General features: G+C 49.3%; 23 protein-coding genes and 1 other RNA gene. 10 read left to right on the top strand and 14 right to left on the bottom strand.

Annotated elements, in window-relative coordinates:
- Positions 1-14 precede the first annotated feature (14 nt).
- From oppC to AC6R03_RS14300, 3 genes are all read right to left on the bottom strand, one after another.
- On the bottom strand, positions 15-917 hold the full coding sequence (oppC, locus tag AC6R03_RS14310) for an oligopeptide ABC transporter permease OppC (protein ID WP_334550879.1): 903 nt from the start codon (positions 915-917) through the stop codon (positions 15-17).
- 15 nt (positions 918-932) lie between these two features.
- Positions 933-1853 carry an oligopeptide ABC transporter permease OppB gene (gene oppB / locus AC6R03_RS14305; RefSeq protein WP_334550880.1) on the bottom strand — a complete coding sequence of 307 codons (921 nt, stop codon included), beginning with the start codon at positions 1851-1853 and terminating at the stop codon, positions 933-935.
- A 74-nt stretch (positions 1854-1927) separates the two neighbouring features.
- Entirely contained in the window at positions 1928-3562 is a 1635-nt protein-coding gene (locus tag AC6R03_RS14300; RefSeq protein ID WP_334550882.1) for an ABC transporter substrate-binding protein, read from the bottom strand.
- A 736-nt stretch (positions 3563-4298) separates the two neighbouring features.
- On the opposite strand from AC6R03_RS14300, the gene AC6R03_RS14295 reads away from it, so the two are divergent.
- Positions 4299-5795 (top strand): phospholipase D family protein, encoded by a 1497-nt coding sequence (locus AC6R03_RS14295; RefSeq protein WP_500631696.1) that lies wholly within the window; start codon positions 4299-4301, stop codon positions 5793-5795.
- A 36-nt stretch (positions 5796-5831) separates the two neighbouring features.
- On the opposite strand, the gene AC6R03_RS14290 is transcribed toward AC6R03_RS14295, so the two are convergent.
- The 4 genes from AC6R03_RS14290 to AC6R03_RS14275 form a co-directional block, all read right to left on the bottom strand.
- Positions 5832-6302, bottom strand: coding sequence for a GNAT family N-acetyltransferase (locus AC6R03_RS14290; protein ID WP_500631674.1), 471 nt, complete (start codon positions 6300-6302; stop codon positions 5832-5834).
- A 261-nt stretch (positions 6303-6563) separates the two neighbouring features.
- Positions 6564-6660, bottom strand: an RNA gene (gene ffs / locus AC6R03_RS14285) — signal recognition particle sRNA small type.
- A gap of 117 nt (positions 6661-6777) precedes the next feature.
- The gene (locus AC6R03_RS14280) at positions 6778-8817 is read right to left on the bottom strand and encodes a GGDEF domain-containing protein (protein ID WP_500631697.1); all 2040 of its coding nucleotides are present in this window, start codon (positions 8815-8817) and stop codon (positions 6778-6780) included.
- Positions 8818-8998: 181 nt separating this feature from the next.
- Positions 8999-9736, bottom strand: coding sequence for a VP0952 family biofilm-associated protein (locus AC6R03_RS14275; RefSeq protein WP_500631675.1), 738 nt, complete (start codon positions 9734-9736; stop codon positions 8999-9001).
- A gap of 51 nt (positions 9737-9787) precedes the next feature.
- On the opposite strand from AC6R03_RS14275, the gene AC6R03_RS14270 reads away from it, so the two are divergent.
- Positions 9788-10090, top strand: coding sequence for an MGMT family protein (locus AC6R03_RS14270; protein ID WP_500625882.1), 303 nt, complete (start codon positions 9788-9790; stop codon positions 10088-10090).
- Positions 10091-10098: 8 nt separating this feature from the next.
- Here AC6R03_RS14270 and AC6R03_RS14265 read toward each other — a convergent pair whose 3' ends face one another.
- A complete protein-coding gene (locus AC6R03_RS14265; protein WP_500631676.1) occupies positions 10099-10527 on the bottom strand; it encodes a YbaY family lipoprotein in 429 nt (142 codons plus the stop codon).
- A 240-nt stretch (positions 10528-10767) separates the two neighbouring features.
- Between AC6R03_RS14265 and tesB the strand changes: the two genes are divergently transcribed.
- Positions 10768-11628, top strand: a complete 861-nt coding sequence (gene tesB / locus AC6R03_RS14260) for an acyl-CoA thioesterase II (RefSeq protein ID WP_334550896.1) — start codon at positions 10768-10770, stop codon at positions 11626-11628.
- Between the two features lie 75 nt (positions 11629-11703).
- On the opposite strand, the gene AC6R03_RS14255 is transcribed toward tesB, so the two are convergent.
- A complete protein-coding gene (locus AC6R03_RS14255) occupies positions 11704-12168 on the bottom strand; it encodes an Lrp/AsnC family transcriptional regulator (protein ID WP_487903569.1) in 465 nt (154 codons plus the stop codon).
- 210 nt (positions 12169-12378) lie between these two features.
- Here AC6R03_RS14255 and AC6R03_RS14250 point away from each other — a divergent pair, with 210 nt between their 5' ends.
- The 4 genes from AC6R03_RS14250 (at position 12379) to AC6R03_RS14235 (ending at position 17041) form a co-directional block, all read left to right on the top strand.
- Entirely contained in the window at positions 12379-13455 is a 1077-nt protein-coding gene (locus tag AC6R03_RS14250; protein WP_500631677.1) for a PLP-dependent cysteine synthase family protein, read from the top strand.
- Between the two features lie 440 nt (positions 13456-13895).
- Positions 13896-15362: a methyl-accepting chemotaxis protein gene (locus tag AC6R03_RS14245; protein WP_500631698.1), complete on the top strand. Its 1467-nt coding sequence runs from the start codon at positions 13896-13898 to the stop codon at positions 15360-15362.
- 106 nt (positions 15363-15468) lie between these two features.
- The gene (locus AC6R03_RS14240) at positions 15469-16620 is read left to right on the top strand and encodes a hypothetical protein (RefSeq protein WP_500625877.1); all 1152 of its coding nucleotides are present in this window, start codon (positions 15469-15471) and stop codon (positions 16618-16620) included.
- Between the two features lie 10 nt (positions 16621-16630).
- Positions 16631-17041 carry a phosphate ABC transporter substrate-binding protein gene (locus tag AC6R03_RS14235; RefSeq protein WP_334550902.1) on the top strand — a complete coding sequence of 137 codons (411 nt, stop codon included), beginning with the start codon at positions 16631-16633 and terminating at the stop codon, positions 17039-17041.
- A gap of 125 nt (positions 17042-17166) precedes the next feature.
- Here the strand turns inward: AC6R03_RS14235 and AC6R03_RS14230 are convergent, their stop codons facing one another.
- Positions 17167-17490, bottom strand: a complete 324-nt coding sequence (locus AC6R03_RS14230) for a DUF1244 domain-containing protein (protein WP_500631678.1) — start codon at positions 17488-17490, stop codon at positions 17167-17169.
- A gap of 130 nt (positions 17491-17620) precedes the next feature.
- Positions 17621-18490, bottom strand: coding sequence for a Tim44 domain-containing protein (locus tag AC6R03_RS14225; RefSeq protein ID WP_500631679.1), 870 nt, complete (start codon positions 18488-18490; stop codon positions 17621-17623).
- Positions 18491-18704: 214 nt separating this feature from the next.
- Between AC6R03_RS14225 and AC6R03_RS14220 the strand changes: the two genes are divergently transcribed.
- From AC6R03_RS14220 to AC6R03_RS14210, 3 genes are all read left to right on the top strand, one after another.
- Positions 18705-19295, top strand: a complete 591-nt coding sequence (locus AC6R03_RS14220; protein WP_500631699.1) for a TetR/AcrR family transcriptional regulator — start codon at positions 18705-18707, stop codon at positions 19293-19295.
- 18 nt (positions 19296-19313) lie between these two features.
- The gene (locus AC6R03_RS14215) at positions 19314-21185 is read left to right on the top strand and encodes an MFS transporter (RefSeq protein ID WP_500631680.1); all 1872 of its coding nucleotides are present in this window, start codon (positions 19314-19316) and stop codon (positions 21183-21185) included.
- A gap of 156 nt (positions 21186-21341) precedes the next feature.
- Positions 21342-22265: a YeiH family protein gene (locus AC6R03_RS14210; RefSeq protein ID WP_500631681.1), complete on the top strand. Its 924-nt coding sequence runs from the start codon at positions 21342-21344 to the stop codon at positions 22263-22265.
- 14 nt (positions 22266-22279) lie between these two features.
- Here the strand turns inward: AC6R03_RS14210 and AC6R03_RS14205 are convergent, their stop codons facing one another.
- The 3 genes from AC6R03_RS14205 to menC form a co-directional block, all read right to left on the bottom strand.
- Complete coding sequence (locus tag AC6R03_RS14205; protein WP_334550910.1) at positions 22280-22474, bottom strand: hypothetical protein; 195 nt, start codon at positions 22472-22474, stop codon at positions 22280-22282.
- Positions 22475-22601: 127 nt separating this feature from the next.
- Positions 22602-24008 carry an o-succinylbenzoate--CoA ligase gene (gene menE / locus AC6R03_RS14200; RefSeq protein ID WP_500631682.1) on the bottom strand — a complete coding sequence of 469 codons (1407 nt, stop codon included), beginning with the start codon at positions 24006-24008 and terminating at the stop codon, positions 22602-22604.
- 39 nt (positions 24009-24047) lie between these two features.
- Complete coding sequence (menC, locus tag AC6R03_RS14195) at positions 24048-25034, bottom strand: o-succinylbenzoate synthase (protein ID WP_500631683.1); 987 nt, start codon at positions 25032-25034, stop codon at positions 24048-24050.
- Positions 25035-25042 lie beyond the last annotated feature (8 nt).

Here is a 25042-nt window from a genome sequence, read left to right as displayed (position 1 = left end):
ATCTTTCTCTTTAATTATCTGTCTTTAGGATCAAGCGCATCGCGCAGACCGTCACCAACGTAGTTGAAGCAGAACAAGGTCACCACCATGAACGCGGCTGGGAAAGTCAGCTGCCAAATAGCGATTTCCATCGTTTGCGAGCCTTCTTGTAGAAGTGCGCCCCAACTTGTCATCGGCTCTTGTACACCTAGACCAAGGAATGAAAGGAAAGATTCAGTCAGAATCATGCTTGGGATCAACAGTGTGGAGTAAACCGCCACAATACCCAGTACGTTTGGCACAATATGACGGGTAATGATTTTCCAGTTGCTAACGCCACAGACGTGTGCCGCTTCAATGAACTCTTTACTGCGTAGGCTCAAAGTTTGACCACGTACAATACGCGCCATATCCAGCCAAGCAATGGCACCAATCGCGACGAAAATCAAAATGATATTTCGGCCAAAGAAGGTCACCAATACGATCACAAGGAACATAAATGGCACCGCGTAAAGGATCTCCAAAATACGCATCATGATTCTATCGACTTTACCGCCGATAAACCCAGAGGTTGCGCCATAGAGGGTACCAATCAGAACCGCCACCAAGGCGCCAAGTACACCCACCATCAGTGAGATTCGGCCACCAATCAGCGTACGTACGTAGAGGTCACGACCTAGACTGTCGGTACCAAACCAGTGCTCAGCACTTGGGCCAACGTGCATCGCGTACCAATCGGTATCATCGAATGTGTACGGCGCAATCATTGGCAGGAAGATCACCGCTAAGGTCATCACAAACAAAATGCACAGGCTGATCATTGCCGCCTTGTTGCGCATAAAACGAATACGGGCGTCTTGCCACAAACTGCGGCCTTCGACTTCCAAATTCTCTGCAAACTTCTCGACCGCTTCGAGGTTCTCTTTTTTCGTTAACATAACCAATCTTCCCTGTTAGTAGCGAATTTTCGGGTCAATCATTGCAAGGAGAATATCTACCACTGCGTTGAAAAGAATGAAGAGGAAACCGATCAAAATCGTAATTCCCATCACCAGCGAGTAATCGCGGTTAAATGCGGCGTTGACGAACAACTTACCAATGCCAGGCAGACCAAAGATGGTCTCGATCACCACCGAACCGGTAATGATGCCGACAAACGCAGGGCCCATGTAAGAGACGACAGGCAACAACGCAGGTTTCAGTGCGTGTTTAAGAACGATGTAACGGTAGCTCAAACCTTTCGCACGCGCAGTGCGGATAAAGTTACTGTTCAAGGTTTCAATCATCGAGCCACGGGTAATACGCGCAAACGTGGCGATGTACAAAAAGGACATACCAAGGACAGGCAAAACCATGTACTCAATCGCACCGCCGTTCCAGCCGCCCGCTGGGAACCACCCCAGACCAATCGAGAAAATGTAGATAAGCACGGGGGCAAAAACAAACGACGGCAGTACCACCCCTATCATGGAGGTGGACATCACCGTATAGTCGAGCCAGGTGTTTTGCTTTAACGCGGCGAGCGTGCCGACCGCCACTCCGACAATCACAGTGAAGATAAAGGCATAGAAACCGACTTTTGCCGATACAGGTAGCGCCTCAGACACCAACTCATTCACCGTATAATCTTTGTACTTGAACGAGGGGCCAAAGTCGCCTTGAAGAATATTACCTAAGTAGGTGGTGTATTGCTCAAATAGAGGCTTATCCAAGCCATATTTCTCGTTGATATTTTGCATCACTTCAGGAGGCAGTGTCTTCTCTGAAGAAAAAGGGTTACCCGGTGCAAACCGCATCAAGAAGAACGATACGGTTATTAGGACAAGTAAGGTTGGAATAGCTTCCAAAATTCGAGAGAAAATTAGCTTTAACATAAAACATCTCACATCTAAAAAAACAGTGCGCTAATAACGCGGGCTATCAGCGCACTGGATATCTTACTCAAGGATTACTTTTTGATAATGTACATGTCTTTTGAGTAGATATTGTCTTGCGGGTTTTGATCAGGGTAGCCACCAAGCTGTTTGCTTACTAGACGTGGCTGAACGTACTGATAGATAGGTGCGATTGGCATATCTTGTGCCAACTGAGCTTCTGCGATCGCGTAGTACTTGTTACGCTCTTCTTCAGTTTTCGCTACTTTTACTGCGTCGTTCATGGCCTTATCAAAAATCTCGCTAGAGTATTTCTGGTCGTTTGAACCGTTTTCAGTCATCGCAATCGCTAGGAAGGTAGAGGCTTCGTTGTAGTCTGCACACCAACCTGCACGGCGAACGTCAAAGTTGCCTTGCTTAGAGCTGTCTAGGTAAGTTTTCCACTCTTGGTTCTCGAGCTTAACGTTGACGAAACCACCCAGCGATTTTTTCCACATAGATTGAACCGCGACGGCGATCTTCTTGTGGTTTTCACTGGTGTTGTACAGCAACGTGAAATCAAGAGGTTTGCCTTGACCGAAGCCCGCTTCAGCAAGAAGCTCTTTCGCTTTCTCTACGCGCTCTTTTTGCGTCATTGTCGCGTACTCTGGCGCCTCAGGTGCGAAACCTGTGATGCCGCTGTGCGTCAATGCGTAAGCAGGTTTTTGGCCTTGACCTAGAATCGCTTGAGTGATGATGTCACGGTCAATCGAGTAAGACAGCGCCTTACGTACGCGAACATCGTCAAACGGAGGACGTTGGTTGTTGAAACCGTAGTAGTAAGTACATAGGTTTGGTGAAACAACCACGTTATCTGGGTAATCTTTCACAAGACGACGGAACTGCTCATTTGGCACTTCGTAAGTCATGTGGATTTCACCCGATAGGAAACGGTTCATTTCCGCATTTTGGTTTTCAATAGGCAGGTAAGTCACTTTATCAATGACGGTATCGGCGTTATCCCAGTAGTTAGCGTTGCGCTCTAGAACGATCTTCTCGTTCACTACCCAATCAGACAACACGTACGCACCATTGCCAACGAAGTTACCTGGTTTCGTCCAGTCGTTGCCGAACTTCTCAACCGTCGCTTTGTGTACTGGGTACATCGTGGTGTGCGCCATCATCTTCACGAAGTATGGCAGTGGTACTTCAGTCTCCACCACGAGCGTGTGCTCATCCACGGCTTTCACACCCAGCTCAGCCACGTCTTTCTTCCCTGCGATGATGTCTTTCGCATTTTTCATCTTGGTGTATTCGATATACCAAGCGTAAGGAGACGCAGTCATTGGGTCAGCAGCGCGTTTGAAACTGTATTCAAAATCATAAGCGGTGACAGGATCGCCGTTCGACCATTTCGCATCTTTACGGATTTTGAATGTGAACGTTTGATTGTCTTCAGTAGACCAAGATTCAGCAGCACCTGGGATGGTATTACCCGGGCCATCTTGGATAACAAGGCCTTCCATCAAATCACGTAGAACGTGAGACTCAGGCACACCTTCAACTTTATGAGGGTCTAGCGACGCCACTTCCGTACCGTTACCACGGACGAATTCCTGTTTTGCTGCTAGTTCGACACCCGCTGGAACATCAGCGGCAAAAGTTGCGGTAGAGGCCACTGCAAGGCCGGCACCTAGTAGAAGGGCTTGTGTGATTTTGTTCTTGTACATGAGTAAAACTCCAAGTTTTTCTTTTGCATCCATGACGTCTTTGTGGTTTTCACTTGAACGGCCAGTGATTTAGGTTTTTTTAGCCCAAAATTCGACCAATAATCACCTAATAACCCCACAAAGATTGCGGCACACATTACCAACCATTGAAGCAATTTGCCATAAATTTGTAGCATTCAACCGTAATATTCCACGATCATATCAATGAATTGGCATATAATTCTGCATACGTAAACGTTTGCCAGAGAGTTGGCATTTCTTTACATCTGCAGACAGACTAATGCGCCTTTTAGTCTAAATAAACACCAGCATCTAGCATCATCTGCTAGAAAGCGTGCAGAAAATTTAACATTAGTTATGAAAGGTGGCGACTACTTAACTACAAATCGCTTATCCGATGAGAGGTTCTGTGAAGCGAATCACCATGATGCACCTATTTAGTCAACCTGCGCCAAAAGTGATCATTCACGAAATAAATAACTCACTGCCAATGCTCAACACGTCAGTCAATAGCCCACTCTAAATTGATAAATTTAGAGCTTTATTTTGTGTGTTTTTTAGCTATTCATCGTCGTGGCGAATGCGTGGAATGCTTTATAAACCGCCAATGTGACGTCTCTCATACTTATCCATCTCAAAAACGCAAAATAGCAAGTTCTCCAGCGTGACTCATTTACACTCAAGGGTATCTATCGGTTTTGAACAGGCGCTGGCTTTGTCTTCTTTATTTAAAACGATGTTGATTAGCTTAGTTATGATCGCCATGACGGCGTGTACTTCCCTGTCACCTGACACCCATAATGAGAAGACCACCAGCACCGCCCTGCCATATCAGCATAACTCACCCTTAGATCACTATTTTTCTGCCCTTTCGAAAAAGACGCCGGGAGAGACAGGATTCTATCCTTTAGAGCATGGCCACGACGCTCTCCTGACTCGCTTGGCGCTGATTGAATCCGCACAGGCAAGCTTAGATCTTCAGTATTATATTTTCCGTGACGACGAAACCAGCCAACTGCTCAGTTGGCGACTGTTCATCGCCGCAGAGCGAGGCGTCCGAGTTCGCCTATTGTTAGACGACATGCAAAAGCGCGATGACAAGGTCATGGCTTACATCAACTCGCACCCAAACATCGAGATTCGTCTATTCAATCCTCACCAATATCGCACAGCGCGCGGCGCGGCCTTCCTCAGTGATTTTGACCGTCTTAACCACCGCATGCACAATAAATCACTCACGGCAGATAATGTCGCGTCAGTGATTGGCGGGCGAAACATTGGCAATGAGTACTTTTCATTTCAATCGGATGTCGAGTTTGGCGACTTTGATCTGTTGATGCACGGTGAAGCCGTCGCAGCGGTGAGTGAGCAGTTCGATGAATATTGGAACAGCGACTTCGCTATCCCAATGGAGTGGATTTACCCCAATCGCACACCGCTCACCTCTGAAGCCATCTCAGATTGGGTCGCAAGCTCTAAAATCGAAGAGCAGTTCACGCAGGGCCAATACGACTTTACCCAGTTACCTCTTTATCAAAAGCTTATTAACGCAGAACTCTCGCTTTTCTGGGGTAAGGCGCAGCTTATCTACGACTCGCCAAACAAAGTGCTAGGACAAGGCGAGCCACTAAAAAGCGGATTGACACAATTTCTTAGCCAAACAGAGAGTGAGTTGGTCTTGATTTCCCCCTACTTTGTCCCGATGGAATCTGGTACACAAGCCTTGATTTCAGCGGTTGAGAAAGGGATTGAAGTGACGATTATTACCAACAGTCTCGCGTCCAATGACGTTTTCGCCGTTCACGGTTGGTACGCGAAATATCGCCAAGCGCTCATTGAAGGCGGCGTTACCCTTTGGGAGGTCAAAGCGACAGCAGACATCGACAACAGTTGGAGCATCAAGGGCAGCAGTAACGCCAGCTTACATGCCAAAGTCATCGTACTCGATCGGAGCAAAATTGCCGTCGGTTCGATGAACCTTGACCCGCGCTCTGCGGAGCTCAATACCGAGTTGGCGGTACTGTTCGAACAACCTGAGTACGCTGAGCGCGCCTTAGCGCAGCTGTACAGTAAACTGAATGAGAAGGCCTACCAAGTCACTGTGCAAGAGGGCGAACTGATTTGGATCGATCACGCGCAGTCCGTGCAATTCGATAGCGAACCCGATGCTAGCCTATGGTTAAAAATGGGCGCTTGGATCAGCGGATGGCTGCCGATAGAAAGCCAATTGTAAGCGGGTAAAAAATTCGCACTTCGGGCCATTGCCCAATCAATCTTGACCGCTTGTTTCCATTATGAAGTTGGTGAGTTGCTGCCCACGTACATCGACTTGCTGCTTTGCTACAACACGAAAGCCAAGGTGCTCATAAAACGGACGGGCGGTGATGCTCACGTGAGAATAATAACGCTTGATGCCTAGTCTACGTCCTTTCGTAAATAGGTGCTCCATTAATCGTCGCCCTACCCCGATGCCTTGATACTCGGCATGACAGAAAAAATGGTCGATGTACCCACCCTTCTGTAAATCTGCAAAGCCGACTATTTTGCCTTCGAATTCCGCGACGAAAGGTTTCATGTCGTCTGCGCGCTTTTGCCAAACCGCCATATCAAAGCCATCCGGAGCCCAAGCGGATACTTGCTCAAAAGTGTAGTCTTTGATATTCACGGTTCTAATCGTTTGGAACTTCAGCTGCCACATTTCTAGGGCGTCTGAGTGCTGGTAGTCTCGTATCGTAATCATAGCTATCTGTTGCTCTGCAGTGCGGTAGTAAATTTGACCACATAGTGAGGTGAGGGAAAGTGAGTCAATCGTTACTTTGGTCAAGTGGTTGTTGAATTTGTCGAAAAAAGAAAAGGGGCAAATATAAGCTAACTGATGAAGACTGTCATATCCTGTATACGTGAGATGAATGCTTCGCCTAGCGACACAGAACCCAATGCTGTGCAGATATGAAAAAGCCTGCAATTTATGCGACATATATTGCAGGCTTCAAAAGGGTGGAAGCCCCAGCCACATCCCGGCACACAAGTCACTTGCTGCGGCTGCTTCCTTCCGGACCTGACCGAGTTCACAAGCTATTGTTGCGGGAGGACCAGAGCCTCCATTGATTCGTTTTTCTTGCGACTGTGTGCTAAGAAGTGTGGGGATTATTAATCATCGCCTGACTGATTTCAAGCGGTTAACCAGACAAATCAACGAAAAACGGCTTAACTGCCTAATCATTAGGCAATTGTGGCTGATCAGCCATTGACGGAGCAGTTAACCAAGCTGCTTTGCTCTTTGCGCCTTGGCTACTGCGCTCTCGCTGCTTGCGTTTGTGGCTGTACATCGCTTGATCCGCCTGATTCAGGGCTTGCTGAAGCGTCAGAGAGCGAGTACTCGCTTGGCAAACACCCATAGCCAACGTAATGTTGAGTGACACACTGTTATCCCATGAGGTATAGGTTAAGGCAGCAACATGTTGAGCGAGAATATCCAGCTGCCCTTCATCCATCGGGCCAATCAAGATAAACTCATCTCCACCGATACGATAAGCGCTGCCTTGCCAGTAGCGAACGATCTGGTTGGCGATCGCTTTTAACACCTCATCACCAATTTCATGCCCATAGGTATCATTAATGGCTTTGAAGCCGTTGACATCAAAATAGACCAAGGTGTCACGCGATTTGAGCCCGAGTCGATATTTACGCTGCATGGCACGCCGGTTTCTCAAACGCGTTAAGTTATCCGTATTCGATTGGCTATAGAGGAAATAAGCCACGATGACCAAGAACGCCAGCACAAACAGAAACAATGCTTGGTTCTGCTGGGCTAAGCTTTTCTCGTTATGCAGCGTGGCTTTCCAGTCTGGCTGGTTATCATAGTTGTGGATGATTTTCTCGACGTCGATCATCGTCAGCGCCTGATTGAACAGCGGCACCAATTGCGCTCCGAGTTCATTGTTTGCAAAGCCCATCGCTACCTCTGAACGGTAGAAAGGCGCTATCGCGGTGTCCTCTTCGAGTGGCAACACCTCTTTGCTCTCACGCAGCAGCGCATGGAAGCTGCCGCGCGTTATGGGGATGTAGTCGATTTCGCCATTCAGCAGCGCCGTCACCAACGCCTGGCTACTGTTATAGACCTTAAAACGCTTGTTGGGCAGCAAGACATTCAGCAGTGATTCAGATGCCGCCTCTTTGATCACGCCAATACGCTCTGCAATCAATTCAGAAATATTGCTGTAGACGCCCTCCTTGTACCCTTCCCGTTTGACCAAAATCGCTTCAGGGAAGTAGTAAGAATCACCAAAGAGCAACTCGCCCCGACGCGATTCCAGCACCGCAACCGGAGCAAGTACGTCGATGGCCTGATTGACCAGATCTTGGTACATGCTTTCCCAAGTTTCGTTGGCTTGGCTCTCAAGCTGACACTTAAGCAGTAAGATGTCGCACGCTTGAAAAAAAACGTCAGCTGCGATCCCAGACACACTGCCGTCGGCATGATAGGTCGCGTACTGACCAAAATTCTCCAACTTCACTCTCAGTGGGCGATCAAGGTCAAGGCCGCTCTCTTTCGCCACATTTCGTAGTGCATCTCTGCGAATATTAAATTGGTATTGTCGAATCGACTCACGCAACAGTTTTTGTACGCTAGCGCTATGGACGTAATGTTCTATCGCTGCCAAGAGATCCGAGTGTTGGCCTTTGGTCGTCACGATAGAGACCGGTTTAATCGGGATTTGATCGTTCAGCAGTTCAGCATCAAAACCAGAAAGCAACATCGGCTTAAGCTGGTTAATGGCGTCAACAACGCCGTCAACTTCGCCGGCATTCAGTAGTCGAACCGCTTCGTGATGGCCCGAGTATTCGATGAGGGTAATCGCAGGAAAGTGGCGCTCAATCAACTCACCATAAATCGTGCCGTTGGGCACGCCCACGACTTGAACGTCCCCTAAACGGCGGGCTTGGGGGCTAAATAAATAGGTGTATTCAATGTTAGTGGGCGCAGAAAAATCGAAGTATTGAGCACGCTCAGGGGTATAGGTGACATTGGCCGCGAAATCGCTCTCACCAGACTCGACAGACTGTAAGATGTTGCTAAAACTAGGATAGCGTACATACTCTACTTTGATGGAAAAATGCTGCGACACTGCATCAAACAGCGTCCTCGTGACGACGTCATCGGCTTCCATCGCGACCCGATACTGCTCTTGCGCTGCATGGGCTCCTCCCATCAACGCCAACAGTAGCCACAATCCTTGGCCGAGTTTGACCATCCGTAGCCAAAACCTAAACCACATTGTTCATGTCTCTAGCGAAAAACTAACCCAAGTAACCAGTCCTGGTGAAGACTGCTCACCCCTTTGCATGAGATTGCAATTACGCAAGATTCTCGCACACTCGGTTGCATACGCCAAGTAATTGCTAGCCAAACATTTTATAGTGAGAGCTATGCAACTAAATCTCTGCTTCTTCCGCACTGCGAAGGATGTAATCGGTCATCCATGCCGTGCCTAACAAGGCAAACCACACCACAAATACCGGGTTGGGCACGTCTATATTGGGCGACACCACTAAAGCAGCAAATCCGACGGTCGGCAGCGTCCAACAGAGCAACTTCCCCCAACGCAGTGTTTTTAGCTTCGTCAGTGTTTCCATTGAGGCAATCATGCCCGTCAGCGAAAGTGCCACCAGCACGCCGTAGGAGAGTTCAGCCATCCACAGGGGCAAGATCAAACTGAGCGCCCACCAGCTATGTTTATTCGATGGTTTCCAGTGATTGGCTGACCACCACACCACCAATATTGAGAGGGTTTGCAGCACAGTGATAAAGGCACTGCCCTCTAATTTTCCACCGGCCTGTGTGACCATAATGCCAACTTGCAGCGCTGCGACAATCAATGCGGTGGTTAACACCACCCACATATTGCTGCGTTTTGAGAACACCACCATTAAGAGCGGGAAGAGTATCCATTGGCTGACAGACAACGCAATCGGCTGATAAGGCAACGTCAAGCCGTAAACCGTCATTGCACCGATCAATATCAGCCCGACAATACCGCCTTGAGGCAATATCCAAAGCGCAGGAATGAGCATCGCGAGCAGTGGGATGTCTCCTTCACTCATGCTGATGGCGCGGGCGCAAATCACCGCGAGCAGTGTTGCGACAAAGAACTGAAATGTAGACAATACCATCCTCTCTCCTTATCCATTCCATGGAAAAAATCGAACTAGGACAAAAGCATTATGGACCAGTTTCTCGCGCAAATCTTTGCTGTGATTCACCAAATTCCATGTGGAAAGGTCTCTACCTACGGAGAGATCGCAAAAATGGCGGGTTACCCAGGTTACGCAAGACATGTCGGCCGAGCGCTGGGCCAACTGCCGGAGGGATCATCTCTGCCTTGGTTTCGGGTTATCAATAGTCAAGGTAAGCTCTCATTGAAAGGCGAAGCGTTTGAACGACAAAAAAACGCCCTCATTGAAGAGGGCATTGAGGTATCACCGCAAGGCCGAGTAAGACTGGCTCGCTATCGCTGGCAGCCTTAAGACGATGTTTAACGCACACCTTTAAGCATTAGATTCACTTGCTGCGTTTTCGCTTCATCGGTAATCACGCGATACGCGGTATCAGAGATAAAACGTAATTTCCCACCCACCTCAATTCTTGCGCTGACGCTATAAGTATGTCGCGCGTCAATTTGGCTCGGATCGTAACTGAGCTCAAACGCAAACGGAACTTGTGCCCCATCCGCCGAAAACTGCTGTTTGGCGATCACTTTTGCTGGCGCATCCGCCAGTGACACATCTTGCAACGTGACCGTCACCAAGGCTTCGCTCGGCAGTGCGATCCGCTCTCGGTAGGCAAGAGTACCGGAGACTGTGTCCATTTTCGGCGCAGTCTCCGACAGTTGCCCCGCTTGGCAACCTGCGAGCGCAAGTATCGCAGTGCATGCTAAAAACCAATGCGTGATATTCTTTTTCATAGTGCCTCTTTAATTTGTTCGCCAAAAACCCAACGTAAGCGGGAGAATCGTCTTGAGTATAAACGATGGCTGTGCACAGTGGTGTTTATTGATGAAAGAGTTGACCGCGACCTAACGCAAATCAGAAAAGTCTGACTACAATTTCATACAGCTGTTTAAATTTATCACTCAACCGATAAAATAGTCGCTATCGTCAACCTGTACCTATGAAACCCGCTCGACAAGGGGAAGGATCTGCCAATGAGTAAACCTCTCAAAGAACTCCTAGAACTACTGAAACTTGAAAAATTAGAAGAAGGATTGTTTCGCGGCCAAAGTGAAAATCTTGGCCTACCGCAAGTCTATGGAGGACAAGTGATTGGTCAGGCGCTTTCTGCCGCTCGCTACACAGTGGATGATGCGCGCACTGTGCACTCGTTTCACAGCTACTTTCTCTACCCTGGCGATCCGGAAAAACCGATCATTTACGATGTGGAAAACCTGCGCGATGGCCGAAGCTTCAGCACACGTCGGGTAAAAGCGATTCAAAACGGTCGACCGATTTTCTACCTCACCGCCTCCTATCATGGTGATGCGCCGGGCTTTGAGCATCAAAACACCATGCCGAATATTCCGGGGCCTGAAAACTTTAAATCCGAGTCTGAGCTCGCCGCGCAAATCGAACACATCTTGCCAGAGAAGCTGAAAAAAGCGTTTTGTGGAGAGAAGCCGATTGAGATGCGCCCGGTCACGGTCGTCAATCCGTTAAATCCGCAAAAAGTCGACGCCAAGCAGTATCTTTGGATTCGTGCCAACGGTGAGATGCCCGACAATCAACTGATTCACCAATATTTGCTTGGATACGCCTCTGACTGGGGGTTCCTCGTGACCGCGCTTCATCCGCACGGTGTTTCTTTGATGACGCCTAAGTTCCAAGTGGCCACCATCGACCACTCTATTTGGTTCCATCGCCCTTTTAAAATGGATGACTGGTTGCTGTATGCCATCGAGAGCCCGACCGCCAGCAATACCCGAGGCTTAGTCCGCGGCGAGATATACAATCGTGAGGGACACCTGGTCGCCACTGCGGTGCAAGAAGGTGTGATGCGATTTACTCAATAACGCCAATGCCGTGCTTGGAATCATCCAAGCACGGCGCTATTTTTCAGGCGCTGCCAGTTATTGCTAATCATAACGCTAACCCTGAATCGGCAACGCCGTGGTGTATTTCAGGGGTTCCATAGCAAAGGTCGACGTGACATTAGAGATACCCGCTACCGAGTTGACCAACTTTTTGTAGAAACGGTCAAAACACGGCATGTCTTTCACCAGCACTTTCATCATGTAGTCATACTCTCCCGCCATCCGATAGAACTCCATCACCTCAGGGAACTCCGACACAGTCTCGACAAAGTGGCTATACCAGCCATGCGAGTGATCCGATGTTTTCACTAACACAAACGCCGTAAACGACAACTCCAGTTTGTCAGGGTTGAGCAACGCAACGCGACGCTCTATAACGCCACTCTCTTCCAACTTTTTCAGCCGCTTCCAGCACGGTGTCGTCGTTAGATTGACCGCATCCGCCAGATCGTTCAACGACAGCGTCGCATCTTGTTGCAGCAAGTTGAGGAGAGTTTTATCGATACGGTCTAGTTGCATGGTGAGGCCTTGGGTTATGGGTTATGGGTTATGGGTTATGGGTTATGGGTTATGGGTTATGGGTTATGGGTTATGGGTTATGGGTTATGGGTTATGGGTTATGGGAGAATTTTTTTCTACGATGACAGTAAATACAAGGAAAAATAGATAAGCATTTCTCCTTATTTGAAGTTAGTTTATTTTCATTGCATGAACAATGGAAGCGATACCGTGTGTAAAGATCATGATTGGATAAACAGCGCTGTGCGCAAAATTGAAGCGGACTATCAACGCAGCGCCGATACTCATCTCATCAAACTCGATTTGCCGTGTGTTGACGGCATTGATATCTACTTAAAAGATGAAAGCACGCACCCTACCGGCTCGCTCAAGCACCGATTGGCACGTTCACTGTTTCTGTACGCAATATGCAATGGTTGGGTCGGGCCTGACACTCCGATCATTGAATCCTCTTCCGGCAGTACCGCGGTCTCAGAGGCGTACTTTGCGCGGCTACTTGGGCTGCCCTTTATCGCCGTGATGCCCAAATGCACCGCGCGGAAAAAAATAGAACAAATCGAATTTTATGGTGGCAAAGCGCATCTGGTCGAACGCACCGACCAGATTTACGCAGAATCTCACCGCCTCGCCAAAGAGCTCAACGGCCATTATATGGACCAGTTCACTTATGCTGAGCGCGCGACAGACTGGCGCGGCAACAACAATATTGCTAACTCGATCTTTAGCCAGATGGCACTCGAGACGCACCCTATCCCCAGTTGGATTGTTATGAGCCCTGGAACAGGCGGCACTTCCGCCACCATTGGCCGCTTTATTCGCTATCAACAGCACAACACCAAGTTGTGCGTGGTTGACCCAGAACACTCAGTGTTCCATCAATTTTATCGTACTGGCGATGCTTCATTGACGCTCGACTGCGGCAGTAAAATAGAAGGGATCGGCCGCCCAAGAGTTGAACCGAGCTTTATTCCCGGCGTTATCGATGAAATGCGCACCATTCCTGACGCTGCTTCGGTCGCGACCATCCATTGGCTTGAGGGGATTCTGGGGCGTAAAGTGGGGCCATCTACAGGCACCAATCTGTTCGGCGCGCTGCAAATCGCCAGCGAAATGAAAGCCAAAGGCGAGCAAGGCGCGATTGTCACGCTACTCTGTGACAGTGGCGAGCGCTACCTCGATACTTACTTTTCACCAGAATGGGTTGAGGATCACATTGGTGATTTAGCGCCTTACCTCACGCAACTTAAACAATTTGAAACCACAGGAACGGGGCTAAACATCCGATAAATTCAAACAACGGGCGATAAAAACGCGCATTTATCAACCCGTTGTTTTTATTATAAATAATGAAAACAGAAACGAATTAAGTCATACAAAAATCAATTTTTAACCTACGACTTTTGTTTTAAACTCAGCAGAGTCCCAAAAGAGCGACTATCCTTCACAGTAATAGCAAAATAACGTGGCTAGGTTATTGTTTTAGTATTGATAAGATGTGATTATTATCATTAACCACAATACAAAATCTATAAACAATCACTGTCACACATCTTTGTTGATACTGAAATAAGGAAATTTCTATGCTGTCGCTCTCCATTCGTGGGAAGGTCCTTGCACTCTGCTTGGTGTCGCTATTCGGCTTTGTGAGCATTCTCTCTATCGGTGGCTCAACCCTCACCAATAACACCGAACAAGTTCGTGATATCAATAAGCTTTATTACCCCGTGATGAACTCGGCCTCCCTGAACTCTGTGCTGCTCTCCCAGCTTGCAGAGCGATTCAATCTCGCCGTAACACTCGGTGATGAAGAGATGCTCGAGATCAACCGTGACACGCTCGCGGAAATCGTCGGCAACTTTGAGATGCAAGCCACTTTGCAGCCAGCACTGAAATCACAGACTGCGCAACTTAAATCGACGTTAGAGAGCTATTTCAATGGCACTTATGATGTCGCGCTCGGCATGATTGATGGCGAACTCGATCTGTCCGAGGCGGCCAGAAAAGCCGAAGCAAACAACCAACTTCTTAGCCAACTGACCACCCAAATGTCCGATTTCTCTCAAGCTCGCATTGATGAGTTTGAGCAGTCGGTGACGGAGCTACAAAGTGACAACGTGACCGCAAGTCGCAACATGAGCGTTCTTGGTGTTGTGGCGCTGGCTCTGATCATCGTCATGGGCGCATTTGTCACTCGCGGTATTCGCCGCGATCTGGGTGCCTTGGCCGAAAACATGCGCGACATTGCAGAGGGCGATGGCGATCTCACTGTTCGAATTCAACATGACAAACGCGATGAATTGAAACCTGTGGTGGACTCCTTCAACGTATTCGTTAACAAGTTACAGCAAAACGTCACCCGCACTATCGAAAACGTCAGCAAGCTGGACAATATATCCACCACTCTAGTGGAATCAAGCCATTCGACCTCTAGCCTGTCAGATAAACAATACCAAGCGATCGAAGAAGTCTCTCGCTCACTGGCGCAATTGTTTGAAGCTGCAAGGCTGATTGCTTCCAACGCCAGCGATGCTTCCGTCTCAGCCAACAGCGCCAGTGAGCAAGCCAGCAACGGTGAAGTGCAGGTTAAGAGCACCATCACTGCCGTTCAAGAGCTGACGGAAGACGTGAGAAACGCCTCGACCGTCGTTCAACAACTCGATGCCAACACCCAAAATGCGGGCTCGATTCTGGATGCGATCAGCGCCATTGCTGAGCAAACCAACTTACTGGCGCTTAACGCCGCCATTGAAGCCGCCCGCGCGGGCGAACAGGGCCGCGGATTTGCCGTGGTGGCCGACGAAGTGCGCACCCTCGCTTCTCGCACTCAAACCTCTACTCAAGAAATTCAATCTGTCTTGCAGCAGTTACAGGAACAGACCAAAACCGCTGCCAACATCATTACCGAAAGCGCCAACAAAGCGGAAGCGTGCGTAGAGAAATCGCTCGTTGCTGAGCAATCTTTGCAACGCATCACCGCTGACGTCTCGGATATTAGCCACAAAAACGAACTGATTGCCTCTTCCACAGAAGAGCAAGAACGCACATCCGCAGAGATTGAAACCATAGTGGCCAACATCCGCAACATGGCTCAAGGTACGGCAGACAGTGTCGGTGAGCTCGATAGCGTCGCGCAAAACATCAACATTATTACCGCTAACTTAACCGAACTGACGAGTCACTTTAAGGTCAAGTAGCGATCTCTTTGTCTCTCACACCGTCTCGTAAGCGTGATGGTGTGGACAAATTCGCCCAAAATTAAATAACTATGATAACCCCCAACATAAAGTAGTGGAGTTCAGGATGAAAAGAACGATTCTAGCAAGCTGTGTGGCACTCGCCGCATTTGGCGCTAACGCTGCCAGTTTAGAAGACCTATCTATCGGAGGATTTGGTTCCGTTGGTATCGGTAAAGCAGACAATGATGTCGGCTATGCAGGATACACTGATGACAACGTTGAGTGGGAACAAGAAACACTCGCCGGAATTCAGTTTGACTTCCAAGTGAATGATCGAGCTAAGTTTGTCACTCAAATTGTTGCAAACAGTCAATATGACTACGATCCAAAATTTGAAATGGCTTACCTTGCCTACGAATTTGACTCTTTCACCGCTCGTGCTGGTAAGTTACGCCTACCATTGTTTTTCTACTCGGATTACATCGACTTAGGATACGCCTATCCAATGTTGAGACCCTCTCAAGAGACGTATCAGAACATTGTCTTAAAAGGGTATACTGGCGCTGAGCTCCTAATACCAGTCGATTTTGATGAATCAACCTTGCTTATTCAACCAGTAGTTGGGATTGGTACAGTAGACGAAGATGATTCTCGCATTGGTGAGGTGAAACTCAACAAATTAATGGGTTTATCGGCGAGTTGGAACTACGAAGATATTACTTTACGTGGCTCATATTTTAGAGCAACAGCAGATCCACAATGTACTGACAGCAGCGATGGCTGTAACCTCTCTGTGATAGCCAAAGACAAAGATGGGCAGTTTATTTCCCTCGGAGCACAGTACGATAATGGCGACTTACTCGTTAATGTCGAAGGTACCGACGTTCAATTGGACGGAAAATTCTATGACACTCGTTCACTCTCTGGCTTAGTCGGGTATCGTATTGGCGAATTTACTCCTTACATAGCCTCAAGCTGGGTAGAAACCACGGATGATGATGAACGTCCCGAACCTAGCCTCGCGCTCGCCGTTTCGGATCAATCAGCATACCAAACCGCTCTTGCCCTAAATAAGATCTCTAACTACGAGCGCATTTCATACTCTCTGGGTAGCCGTTGGGATTTTTATCAAAATATGGCTCTAAAATTTGATGTTACATACGTTGACTACAAAGATACATCAGGCGGCTATCAAACAAATATAAACAGTTCATATTCTGAATTTTTGGAGCAAGACACCTTCGTCTACTCTGCACGTCTAGACTTTGTATTCTAAGGAGGAAGCGATGAAAAAACTGATCACTTTATTAGCGGCTTCTGCCCTTTCATTCAATGCGCTAGCAGGTATGGTCGTGATTGGTAATCCGGCTGGTGTGGACTCACTTTCAGCAGGTGATGTGAAAAAGCTCTTTATGGGCAAAAAAACCAAGCTCGACAATGGCTCAACTGCGCGTATCGTTGAGCTGGCTGATGGTGACGCTGGGCGTATTGCTTTTCATGAAATCGCCACGGGTCGCAGTGAGTCTCAGCTGCAATCGGCCTGGTCACGCTTGGTCTTCACGGGTAAAGCGGAAGCGCCTGTTCAAGTGGCGGATTACGCCGGCGTGATTGCGGAAGTCTCTTCGAATGCCAGCGCGATTGGCTATGTGGATGAGTCTGCTGTTACGGGCGATGTTAAGGTGCTTCTTAAGCTCTAAACCGCCCCTAAACGCAATCTAAACATAGGCGCAATCTAAACAAAAGCCAGCGAGGTGGAACCTGCGCTGGCTTTTTTGTCTCTGACGTTTGCTACTGCTTTGATTCGCTCTGTAGCTACTACTCGCTATTTGGTGCGATTCTGACGAGCTTCAAAGGCAGCCAACTGCTCTGGGGTAGCCTTAGGTTGATGGTTTTGCTTCCACTCATCGTAAGTCATACCGTAAACACGCTCGCGTGCGTCATCAATGTCTAATTCTAACCCTTGGTTGTCCGCCTCGGCTTTGTACCATTTGCTAAAGCAGTTGCGGCAAAAACCCGCCAAGATCATCAGGTCGATATTTTGCACGTCTTTATTGTCATCGAGGTGTGACAGCAAGCGACGAAACACAGCGGCATCGAGTTTGTCTTGCTCTTCCTGTGAGAGGTGTTGGTACTTAAATTCAGCCACGTTACTCTTTCCTTGTTTTGGTTGTTAAGGTCAATCATGGAGAGGTGAAAAAAACGCCCATCGAAATGGGCGTTTTCTTACATCAGGTTACTATTTCTTACCTTAGGATACTATTTCTTGCCCTAGGATATTATCCTTGGATACCCACAATCAACCATGGCGCATTGTCGACGGTTAAGTCACGCTCTAGGTGCCAGATGTCTTCGATATTCTCTTCAACGCCTTCCACCGCATCACGGTAGCGACCGCTAAACTGTAGGCTCAGTTGCGCTTTTGACGCGTCGTAGTCCGCTCGCACGATTTCCGCATCCACGTACATAACGTCAGTGTGTTGATCGCCCTCTAGCTTCGCACGCTCTGCTTTTAGGTCTTCAAACAAGCTTGGTGACACGTACTCTTCAATGGTCTCCAACTGATTGTGGTTCCACGCCCCTTGCAAAATGCGGTAGTGCTCACGCGCGCCGTTGATAAAGGCCGCTTGGTCAAAACCCGGTGGCGTGTTGTGTGGCACATCAGTCTGTGCACCAAAACCGCCCGTAGAAGACGCAGACGCTTGTTCAAAGTTGTGAACATTCGGCTGTTCGAACTTGGGTGCGCTGCCGCCAAAAGCAGGTTGCTGACGATGTTGATTCATGCTGCCCTGTTTTGCGCCCAGCATACCGCGCATAAATTTGAAGATCACAAAGGCGATCAAACCGAGAATGAGAATATCCATAAATTGGATGCCCTCGAACGCGCCACCGAAAAATGCCGCGAGCAGGCCACCAGCCAGCAGACCGCCAAGCAAGCCGCCCATTAAGCCTTTTTTGCTTGAGCTCGGTGCTTTGGTCGATTGGTCTTTACCCAGCGTATTGGTGTTTTGTTGCTGCTGCTTCGGCGCAGGGGCTGTTTTAAAGCTTTTACCGAAAGATTTACCACCACCGAACTTTTTCGCTTCGGCAACAGGCGTCATGGCGACAGAGACCATGAGTAGAGCAACTAGGGAAAACAAACGTTTCATATTTTTCCTTAGAGTTTCCATTTGAGGATGAAGTTTTCGTTATCATCGCATAATACCCAGACATCCTTGATAAAGAAACCAGAAGCTGGGTTTATGATGTATCAGAATATTGCAGCTATCCGCAAGGAAACGCCCCAATTTAGTGATTGTTTTGTTGCGGATCGAACAGGTGCTTATTAGAATATTGAACATTGTTCATTTTCATCCCCTTTTTATGGCCAGACGCAACGACCACACTCGCGAAGAGCTGATCGCACTCACCTTAGACACGGTAAAAGAGTTCCTCACGACTCACTCTCATCATGAGCTGAGCCTGCGTAAGCTGGCGAACAAAATCGGCTATGTTCCGAGCACCTTGGTGAATGTGTTTGGCAACTACAACCTGCTGCTCTTACACGCGGTCGCTCAAACACTGGACGAACTCGCGCTTGAGTCAAAAAAGGTCGTTGAACGTTGTAATCACAGCACCAAAGCCTTATATGAGCTTGCCTATTGCTACCACGACTTTGCGGCACGCCACCCTTACCGTTGGCAGCTCATTTTTGAGCACAATATGAACGGGGAAGAGCTGCCCGAATGGCAAGCACAGCGCATTGACGGTATGACCAGCATGCTGGAACATCTGCTGAAAGCCGTTGCCCCTCATCGCTCAGATCAAGAGGTGGTGAAAGCCAGTCGCGTGTTGTGGGCGGGCGTTCACGGCATTACCTTACTCAGTGTCGATGATAAGTTTTTTGCTGATGAGCCGATTGAGGGCAAAGTGCTTATCGAAAATTTACTTTCGAGCTATCTTAAAAGCTGGTAATCAATAAAAGGCCCCTTCATGTCAGAGCCCCAGACCTCGCTTCTTCGACAGCAGCGCTTTCTACCCTATTTTATTACTCAGTTTTTTGGCGCGTTTAACGACAACATTTTCAAGAATGTTTTGCTGCTGTTTGTCGCGTTCGCGGGCGCAAACGCGCTCCCCATCTCTAGCAACTTATTCATCAACCTCGCTGCGGGCCTGTTCATCTTGCCTTTCTTTTTATTCTCGGCATCGGCGGGAGTATTGGCGGACAAATACGAAAAAGCGGGCTTCATTCGTAAAGTCAAATTGGCCGAAATTGCCATTATGTGCCTTGGCGCTGTCGGTTTTATTACCGAAAGCTATGTTATTTTGCTCTTGTTACTGTTTTTGATGGGTACCCAATCGGCGTTTTTCGGACCGATAAAATACGCCCTATTACCTTCTCAGCTTAAACAACATGAACTGGTGAACGGCAATGCCTTGGTCGAAACCGGCACCTTTCTTGCGATTTTGCTCGGCACACTGGGCGCTGGTGTCATTGCCTCCGCAGAGAACGCCAAATACGTTGCGGCGGTTGCAGTCGTGGTGTTTGCGATTGCGGGTTATCTCGCGAGCCGATCAATTCCGGTTGCCCCAGCCAATGATCCAAACCTGACCTTTCGTTGGCAGCCTACCCAACAGACACGCCGCACGCTGGCGATCGCCAAGCGCGACAGAACCGTCTTTCAAACCCTAATGGCGATCAGTTGGTTCTGGTTTTTAGGCGCCGCCTACCTGACTCAGTTCCCAAATTTCACCAAACTGCACTTAAGTGGCAATGAAGCCGCGGTCTCCTTCCTGCTCGCGCTGTTTTCAATCGGCATTGCGGTTGGCTCCATGGCTTGTGACAAGCTATCGAAAAATCGCATCGATATTGGCATCGTGCCACTTGGCAGTGCCGGAATTACCCTGTTTGGTCTACTAATGGCGCTCTCTGTCCCTGAGCAATTGCCTGAATTTTCAACGTTCCACGCGTTTATTAGCCACTCAGCACTGTGGCCAGTGTTTGTTTATCTGCTACTGCTAGGTGCCTCTGGCGGTCTATTTATCGTGCCTTTGTATGCGTTAATGCAGCAGCGCTCGAAAGAGAGTGAGCGCGCGCAGGTCGTTGCGGCGCTCAATATTTACAACTCACTCTTTATGGTAGGCAGTGCTGTGATGGGCATTGTGTGCCTGAGCTTACTCAACCTCACCATAGTGCAGCTGTTTATTCTGCTGTCGGTGTTGAATGCCTTGGTCGCGCTCTATCTCTTCCTGCAAGTGCCGATTTTTGCGGTGCGCTTTTTGGTTTGGGTGCTGACGCACAGCGCCTATCGCGTCAAACACAAAAATTTACACCACCTGCCCGAACAGGGCGGCGCACTGATTGTCTGTAACCACGTCAGTTATATGGATGCGCTGCTACTGAGCGCGGTGTGTCCGCGTTTGATTCGTTTTGTGATGCATGAAGAGTACGCCCATCTTCCTCCGCTAAAACGCTTTTTAAAGCGGGCGGGCGTGATTCCGATTTGCGCGCAAAACCGAGGTTCTATCCGCCGCGCGTTCAGCGAAGTGGAACAATCGCTGGCAGAGGGACACATCGTCTGTATTTTCCCTGAGGGCACACTGACGCCTGACGGCGAAATCGGCCCGTTTATGCGCGGTATGGACATCATTCTTAAACGCAGCCCTGTCCCTGTGATTCCCGTCGCTCTGAAAGGCATGTGGGGCAGCTACTTTAGTCGCGTGAAAGGCAGTGCCTGCAAAGGCTTGCCGAGTCGATTCTGGTCGAGAATTGAAATCGAAGCCGGAGAGCCGGTTACGCCGCAAGAAGCCTCCGCCGAAGGGATGAAGCAACGCGTGCTCGAACTGCGAGGCGATTGGCGATAATCACCCCGTACACGACTTGATACAGGCGTTCACTGTGAAGACAAGCGTTAAGAAAAACTTAACGCTTGTTCAAATCATACTAATCTACTTAACAACAAAACTGCTTTAGACTGACGTTATTCAATGAACACGTTTCTGTAGGCACTTAGAGCAACGATGATCCGACCCTCTTCAACTTGGCTTTTTTGGGCAGCACTGGCCCTGTGTTTAACGCCCTGGATTTCGTCACCCACCGCACTGGTGATTGGCTTTTTGATCGCGTCGATGGGCTGGGTACCGGCGTCGATCCCGCTTGCAAAAATCACCAAAAAGCTGCTCGCCTATTCTATTGTTGGCTTGGGTTTTGGTATTCAATTTCAGCAAGCCATCAGCGTCACCGCGGATGGTATCGGCCTGATTATCACGACCATCGTTGGCACCTTGCTCATCGGTAGCTGGCTAGCGAAGAAGCTTAAGCTGGACACGGTCACCGGCTATTTAATCTCATCAGGCACCGCGATTTGTGGCGGCAGCGCCATCGCCGCCGTATCACCGGCGATCAATGCGAAAGACGAACAAATTGGCTTGGCACTGGCAACTGTATTTGTGCTTAACTCAGTCGCTTTATTTGTGTTCCCGTTGATTGGACACGCCCTCAATCTCGACCAACACACCTTCGGAACTTGGGCCGCCATCGCCATCCATGACACCTCTTCGGTGGTCGGCGCCGCTTCGGCATACGGTGAGGAAGCACTTACCACCGCAACCACGCTAAAGTTAGCGCGTGCGTTATGGATAGTGCCTGTGGCTCTGGTGAGTGCGTGGATTTTTCACAGCGATGCAAAAAAGGTCACCATTCCCTATTTCATCGTGTTCTACTGCGCCGCGATCGGAGTGAGTGATGCGCTACCGCAATTTCAGGTGCTCTATGAAGGCCTTTTCGCGCTGGCAAAACGCGCATTAGTGGTCTGTCTGTTTTTGATTGGATGTGGTATTTCGCTAGAAAAATTGAAAGCTGCCGGACCCAAGCCCTTGTTGTTTGGCATCACCTTATGGGTGTTGATTTCAAGCGGTTCACTGACTTGGCTAATGCTCAGTTAACGCGCGAACCGACGTTAGAGATCTTCTGGTTCGATCATCACTTTGTTGTCTTGCTTTCTGCGACGTGGGCTCAATCGCTGACGCTGACGAAAAACCAACACAATGACCAACAGGAAAGCCGTGAGCTCGCACAACGAGCGCATCACACCCTCGCTTTGCGTCGCGACAATAATCTGAATCACCACCGCGACGATCAAGATCGCATTCATTGCTTATTCCCATCATCATTTAAACTAGCGGTTATTATGAAAGAGAGGAATAACAAAACGAAATTCAGATTTGGTCTGTGATATTGCCAAAAGACCTAATGGGTGAGGAGAGGCGAGTGGCTAGTTTCTAGTTCCTAGAAGGAGAAAGCCCTACTCTAGGAACTAGAACTAGCAACTTCTTAACCTTATAACGTGAGACTTTGATGCCTGTTTGGGTCAATTCAGGGGGCATCAAATAGTAACCGATGGGCCATTTGAACTTGGCTAATAGTGGTGTTAGGTGGGAATCTAGCTCGGTTTTATCGGGCATTGCGTTGGCATCGAGAACTGCGATTGGCCGCTGGCCATATTCGGCGTCGTCAACGGGCACCACAATCGCTTGACGAATCGCACTGTGGGTACAGAGCGCCGCTTCTATCTCTTCGCAGTGTACATTCTCGCCGCCAGAGATAAATAAGTTGTCGGCGCGGCCAAGTATACACAGCTCATTGTCCTGCCACTGGCCTAAATCTTTACTATCAAACCCATCCCCCTGCCCCGGCACGCTAACCCTCGGGAGCGGGGTCAATTGACCTTGAAAGTAGTAACCTGAGGCGAGCGTCTCACCGCCAATCAAAATCCGCCCGTCGTGCACCATCACGCGGCGATGGGGTAACACCACACCGGCGCTCTCTTTGCCATCCACGCGTTTTGCTGTCACGGTCGAGGCCGCTTCCGTCAACCCATACCCCAGCCAGGTGTCGATACCACGATCCGCAGCTTGTTGACTAAGCTCTAGCGGAATATGGCTGCCACCAAGCAACACACGACTCAGCTGTAAAGGCTGTTGGCTATCGAGTAAACGTTTAAGCTGCGTCGCCACCAGCGAGGCGTGAGTTACCTGTTGAATGTCGCGCGCCAACTCACCCGTGCCGATTTTGAGCTGCGCGCCACTGACCAACCAGCGATAGACGATCGCCATCCCAGAGACATGATAAAGCGGCAAGCTCAGTAGCCAGCAATCTTCAGGCTGAAAAGAAAAGTGCGTCAATAGACCCGTCGCTGAGGCCAAATGCTGCGCGTGTGTATGGGCGACGGCCTTAGCAGGCCCAGTCGAGCCTGAGGTAAAAATTAGCGTCGCGAGGTTATCTGGGTGGTAACTGTGAGAAAAATTCTCTTGGCGTTGTCGCTGGTTGGCAGAGAAGTCTAAGCGGAGGGTACTGCGAATATCTTGGCGAGAAGACCACTGCTTCACAGCGTTGGATGCGGGATACAACGTAGAAAGCTTTTGCGCCCTCTCCTGCTCACTACCGGGCATGCTGATGGCGCAAATGGCCCCTAGCTCCATACACGCCAACAACACAAACAGGAGTTCCGAATTGTTTTTATCGATGCAGGTGAGCACATCACCCTGTCCCACACCTTGCTGAGCGAGAGTCGATGCTGTTTCACTGACCACATCAGACAGCTCTGCCCAAGTATAGTCTCGCTCTGGCGTGCGCAAGGCCAGTTGCAATGGGCACTGCTGCGCCCATTGTCTAACTGGTGACAACATGAAGCCTTCCATCATAGTGCTCGCCTCTCACAGCGGCGATTAACATTGCCAGATGAGACTTTGCGACGACAGAGGCGTAACCGGCAGCTCACAGCCCGGCCAAGGGACCTCAAGTTGCGCGGTAAACAATCCGACGGTATCTAAACCTGGAATCGTCTCCGGCAGCAACCAATGGGCAAGGCGCGCCAGTTGCGTCAAGCCAAGGCTTGACTCAATACTTGAGCTGATCACCGGTTTGATCCCAAGCGACATCGCTTGCTCAATCAGCGATTTACAGCGTTCAATCGAACCAATTAAAGTCGGTTTGATGATGATCGCTTTGGCGCCATTGAGATCATGCAGTGAGAAATCCTCGCTGCGCATGGCGTGTTGCAGTGTTTCATCCCAGGCAATCGCAATGCCAGTGTTGATGGCAAAGGAGAAGCTGTCCCCCGGCGCTTGACATGGCTCTTCAATAAAAGCGATACGTTGACGTAGCGACGGCGCGATTTTCTTAGCAAATTGCGCCGCTTTGTCCGCGCTCCATGCTCGGTTCGCATCAAGGCGCAGCGTCAAATCGGGAATCGACTCAAGGAATAGACTCACCAAGAGGCCATCTCGGATAGGCTCGTACAAGCCAACTTTGATTTTGGCGACTTTCTCCCCGCTCATCCCCGCCAGTTTGGGCAACAGCTCATCCGGGTCGCCCGAGCAAAGCGGCGCGGCCTGAAAACAGCCCTCTGCCGGCAAGGCGTTGTCGAGCTCCAATTGCGCCATCGATAGACCAAAGGCCACCGAAGGATGCAGCGTATCCAGCGCCAATTCTTGGCCTAGTTGCCAGTAAGAAAGCTGCTCAACCAATTGCGCGTAGGCCTCATCGAGACTCTCCACACTAAAACCGGGTAACGGTGCGACTTCACCACGACCAGTATGACCATCACAGCAAAGCTCAATCACAAAGCCTTCCCGCACAGTCAAACGTTGCTCGCGCAGGATCACGCCACTGTCCATCGGCAGTTCGTAGCGGTACAGTTTGGCTGTTCTCATCACCAACT

The sequence above is a fragment of the Vibrio sp. R10-SG-ISO4 genome (genome assembly GCF_059834135.1).
The sequence above is the reverse complement of the archived record's forward strand: the minus strand, read 5'-3'. Positions and strand labels throughout refer to the sequence as shown.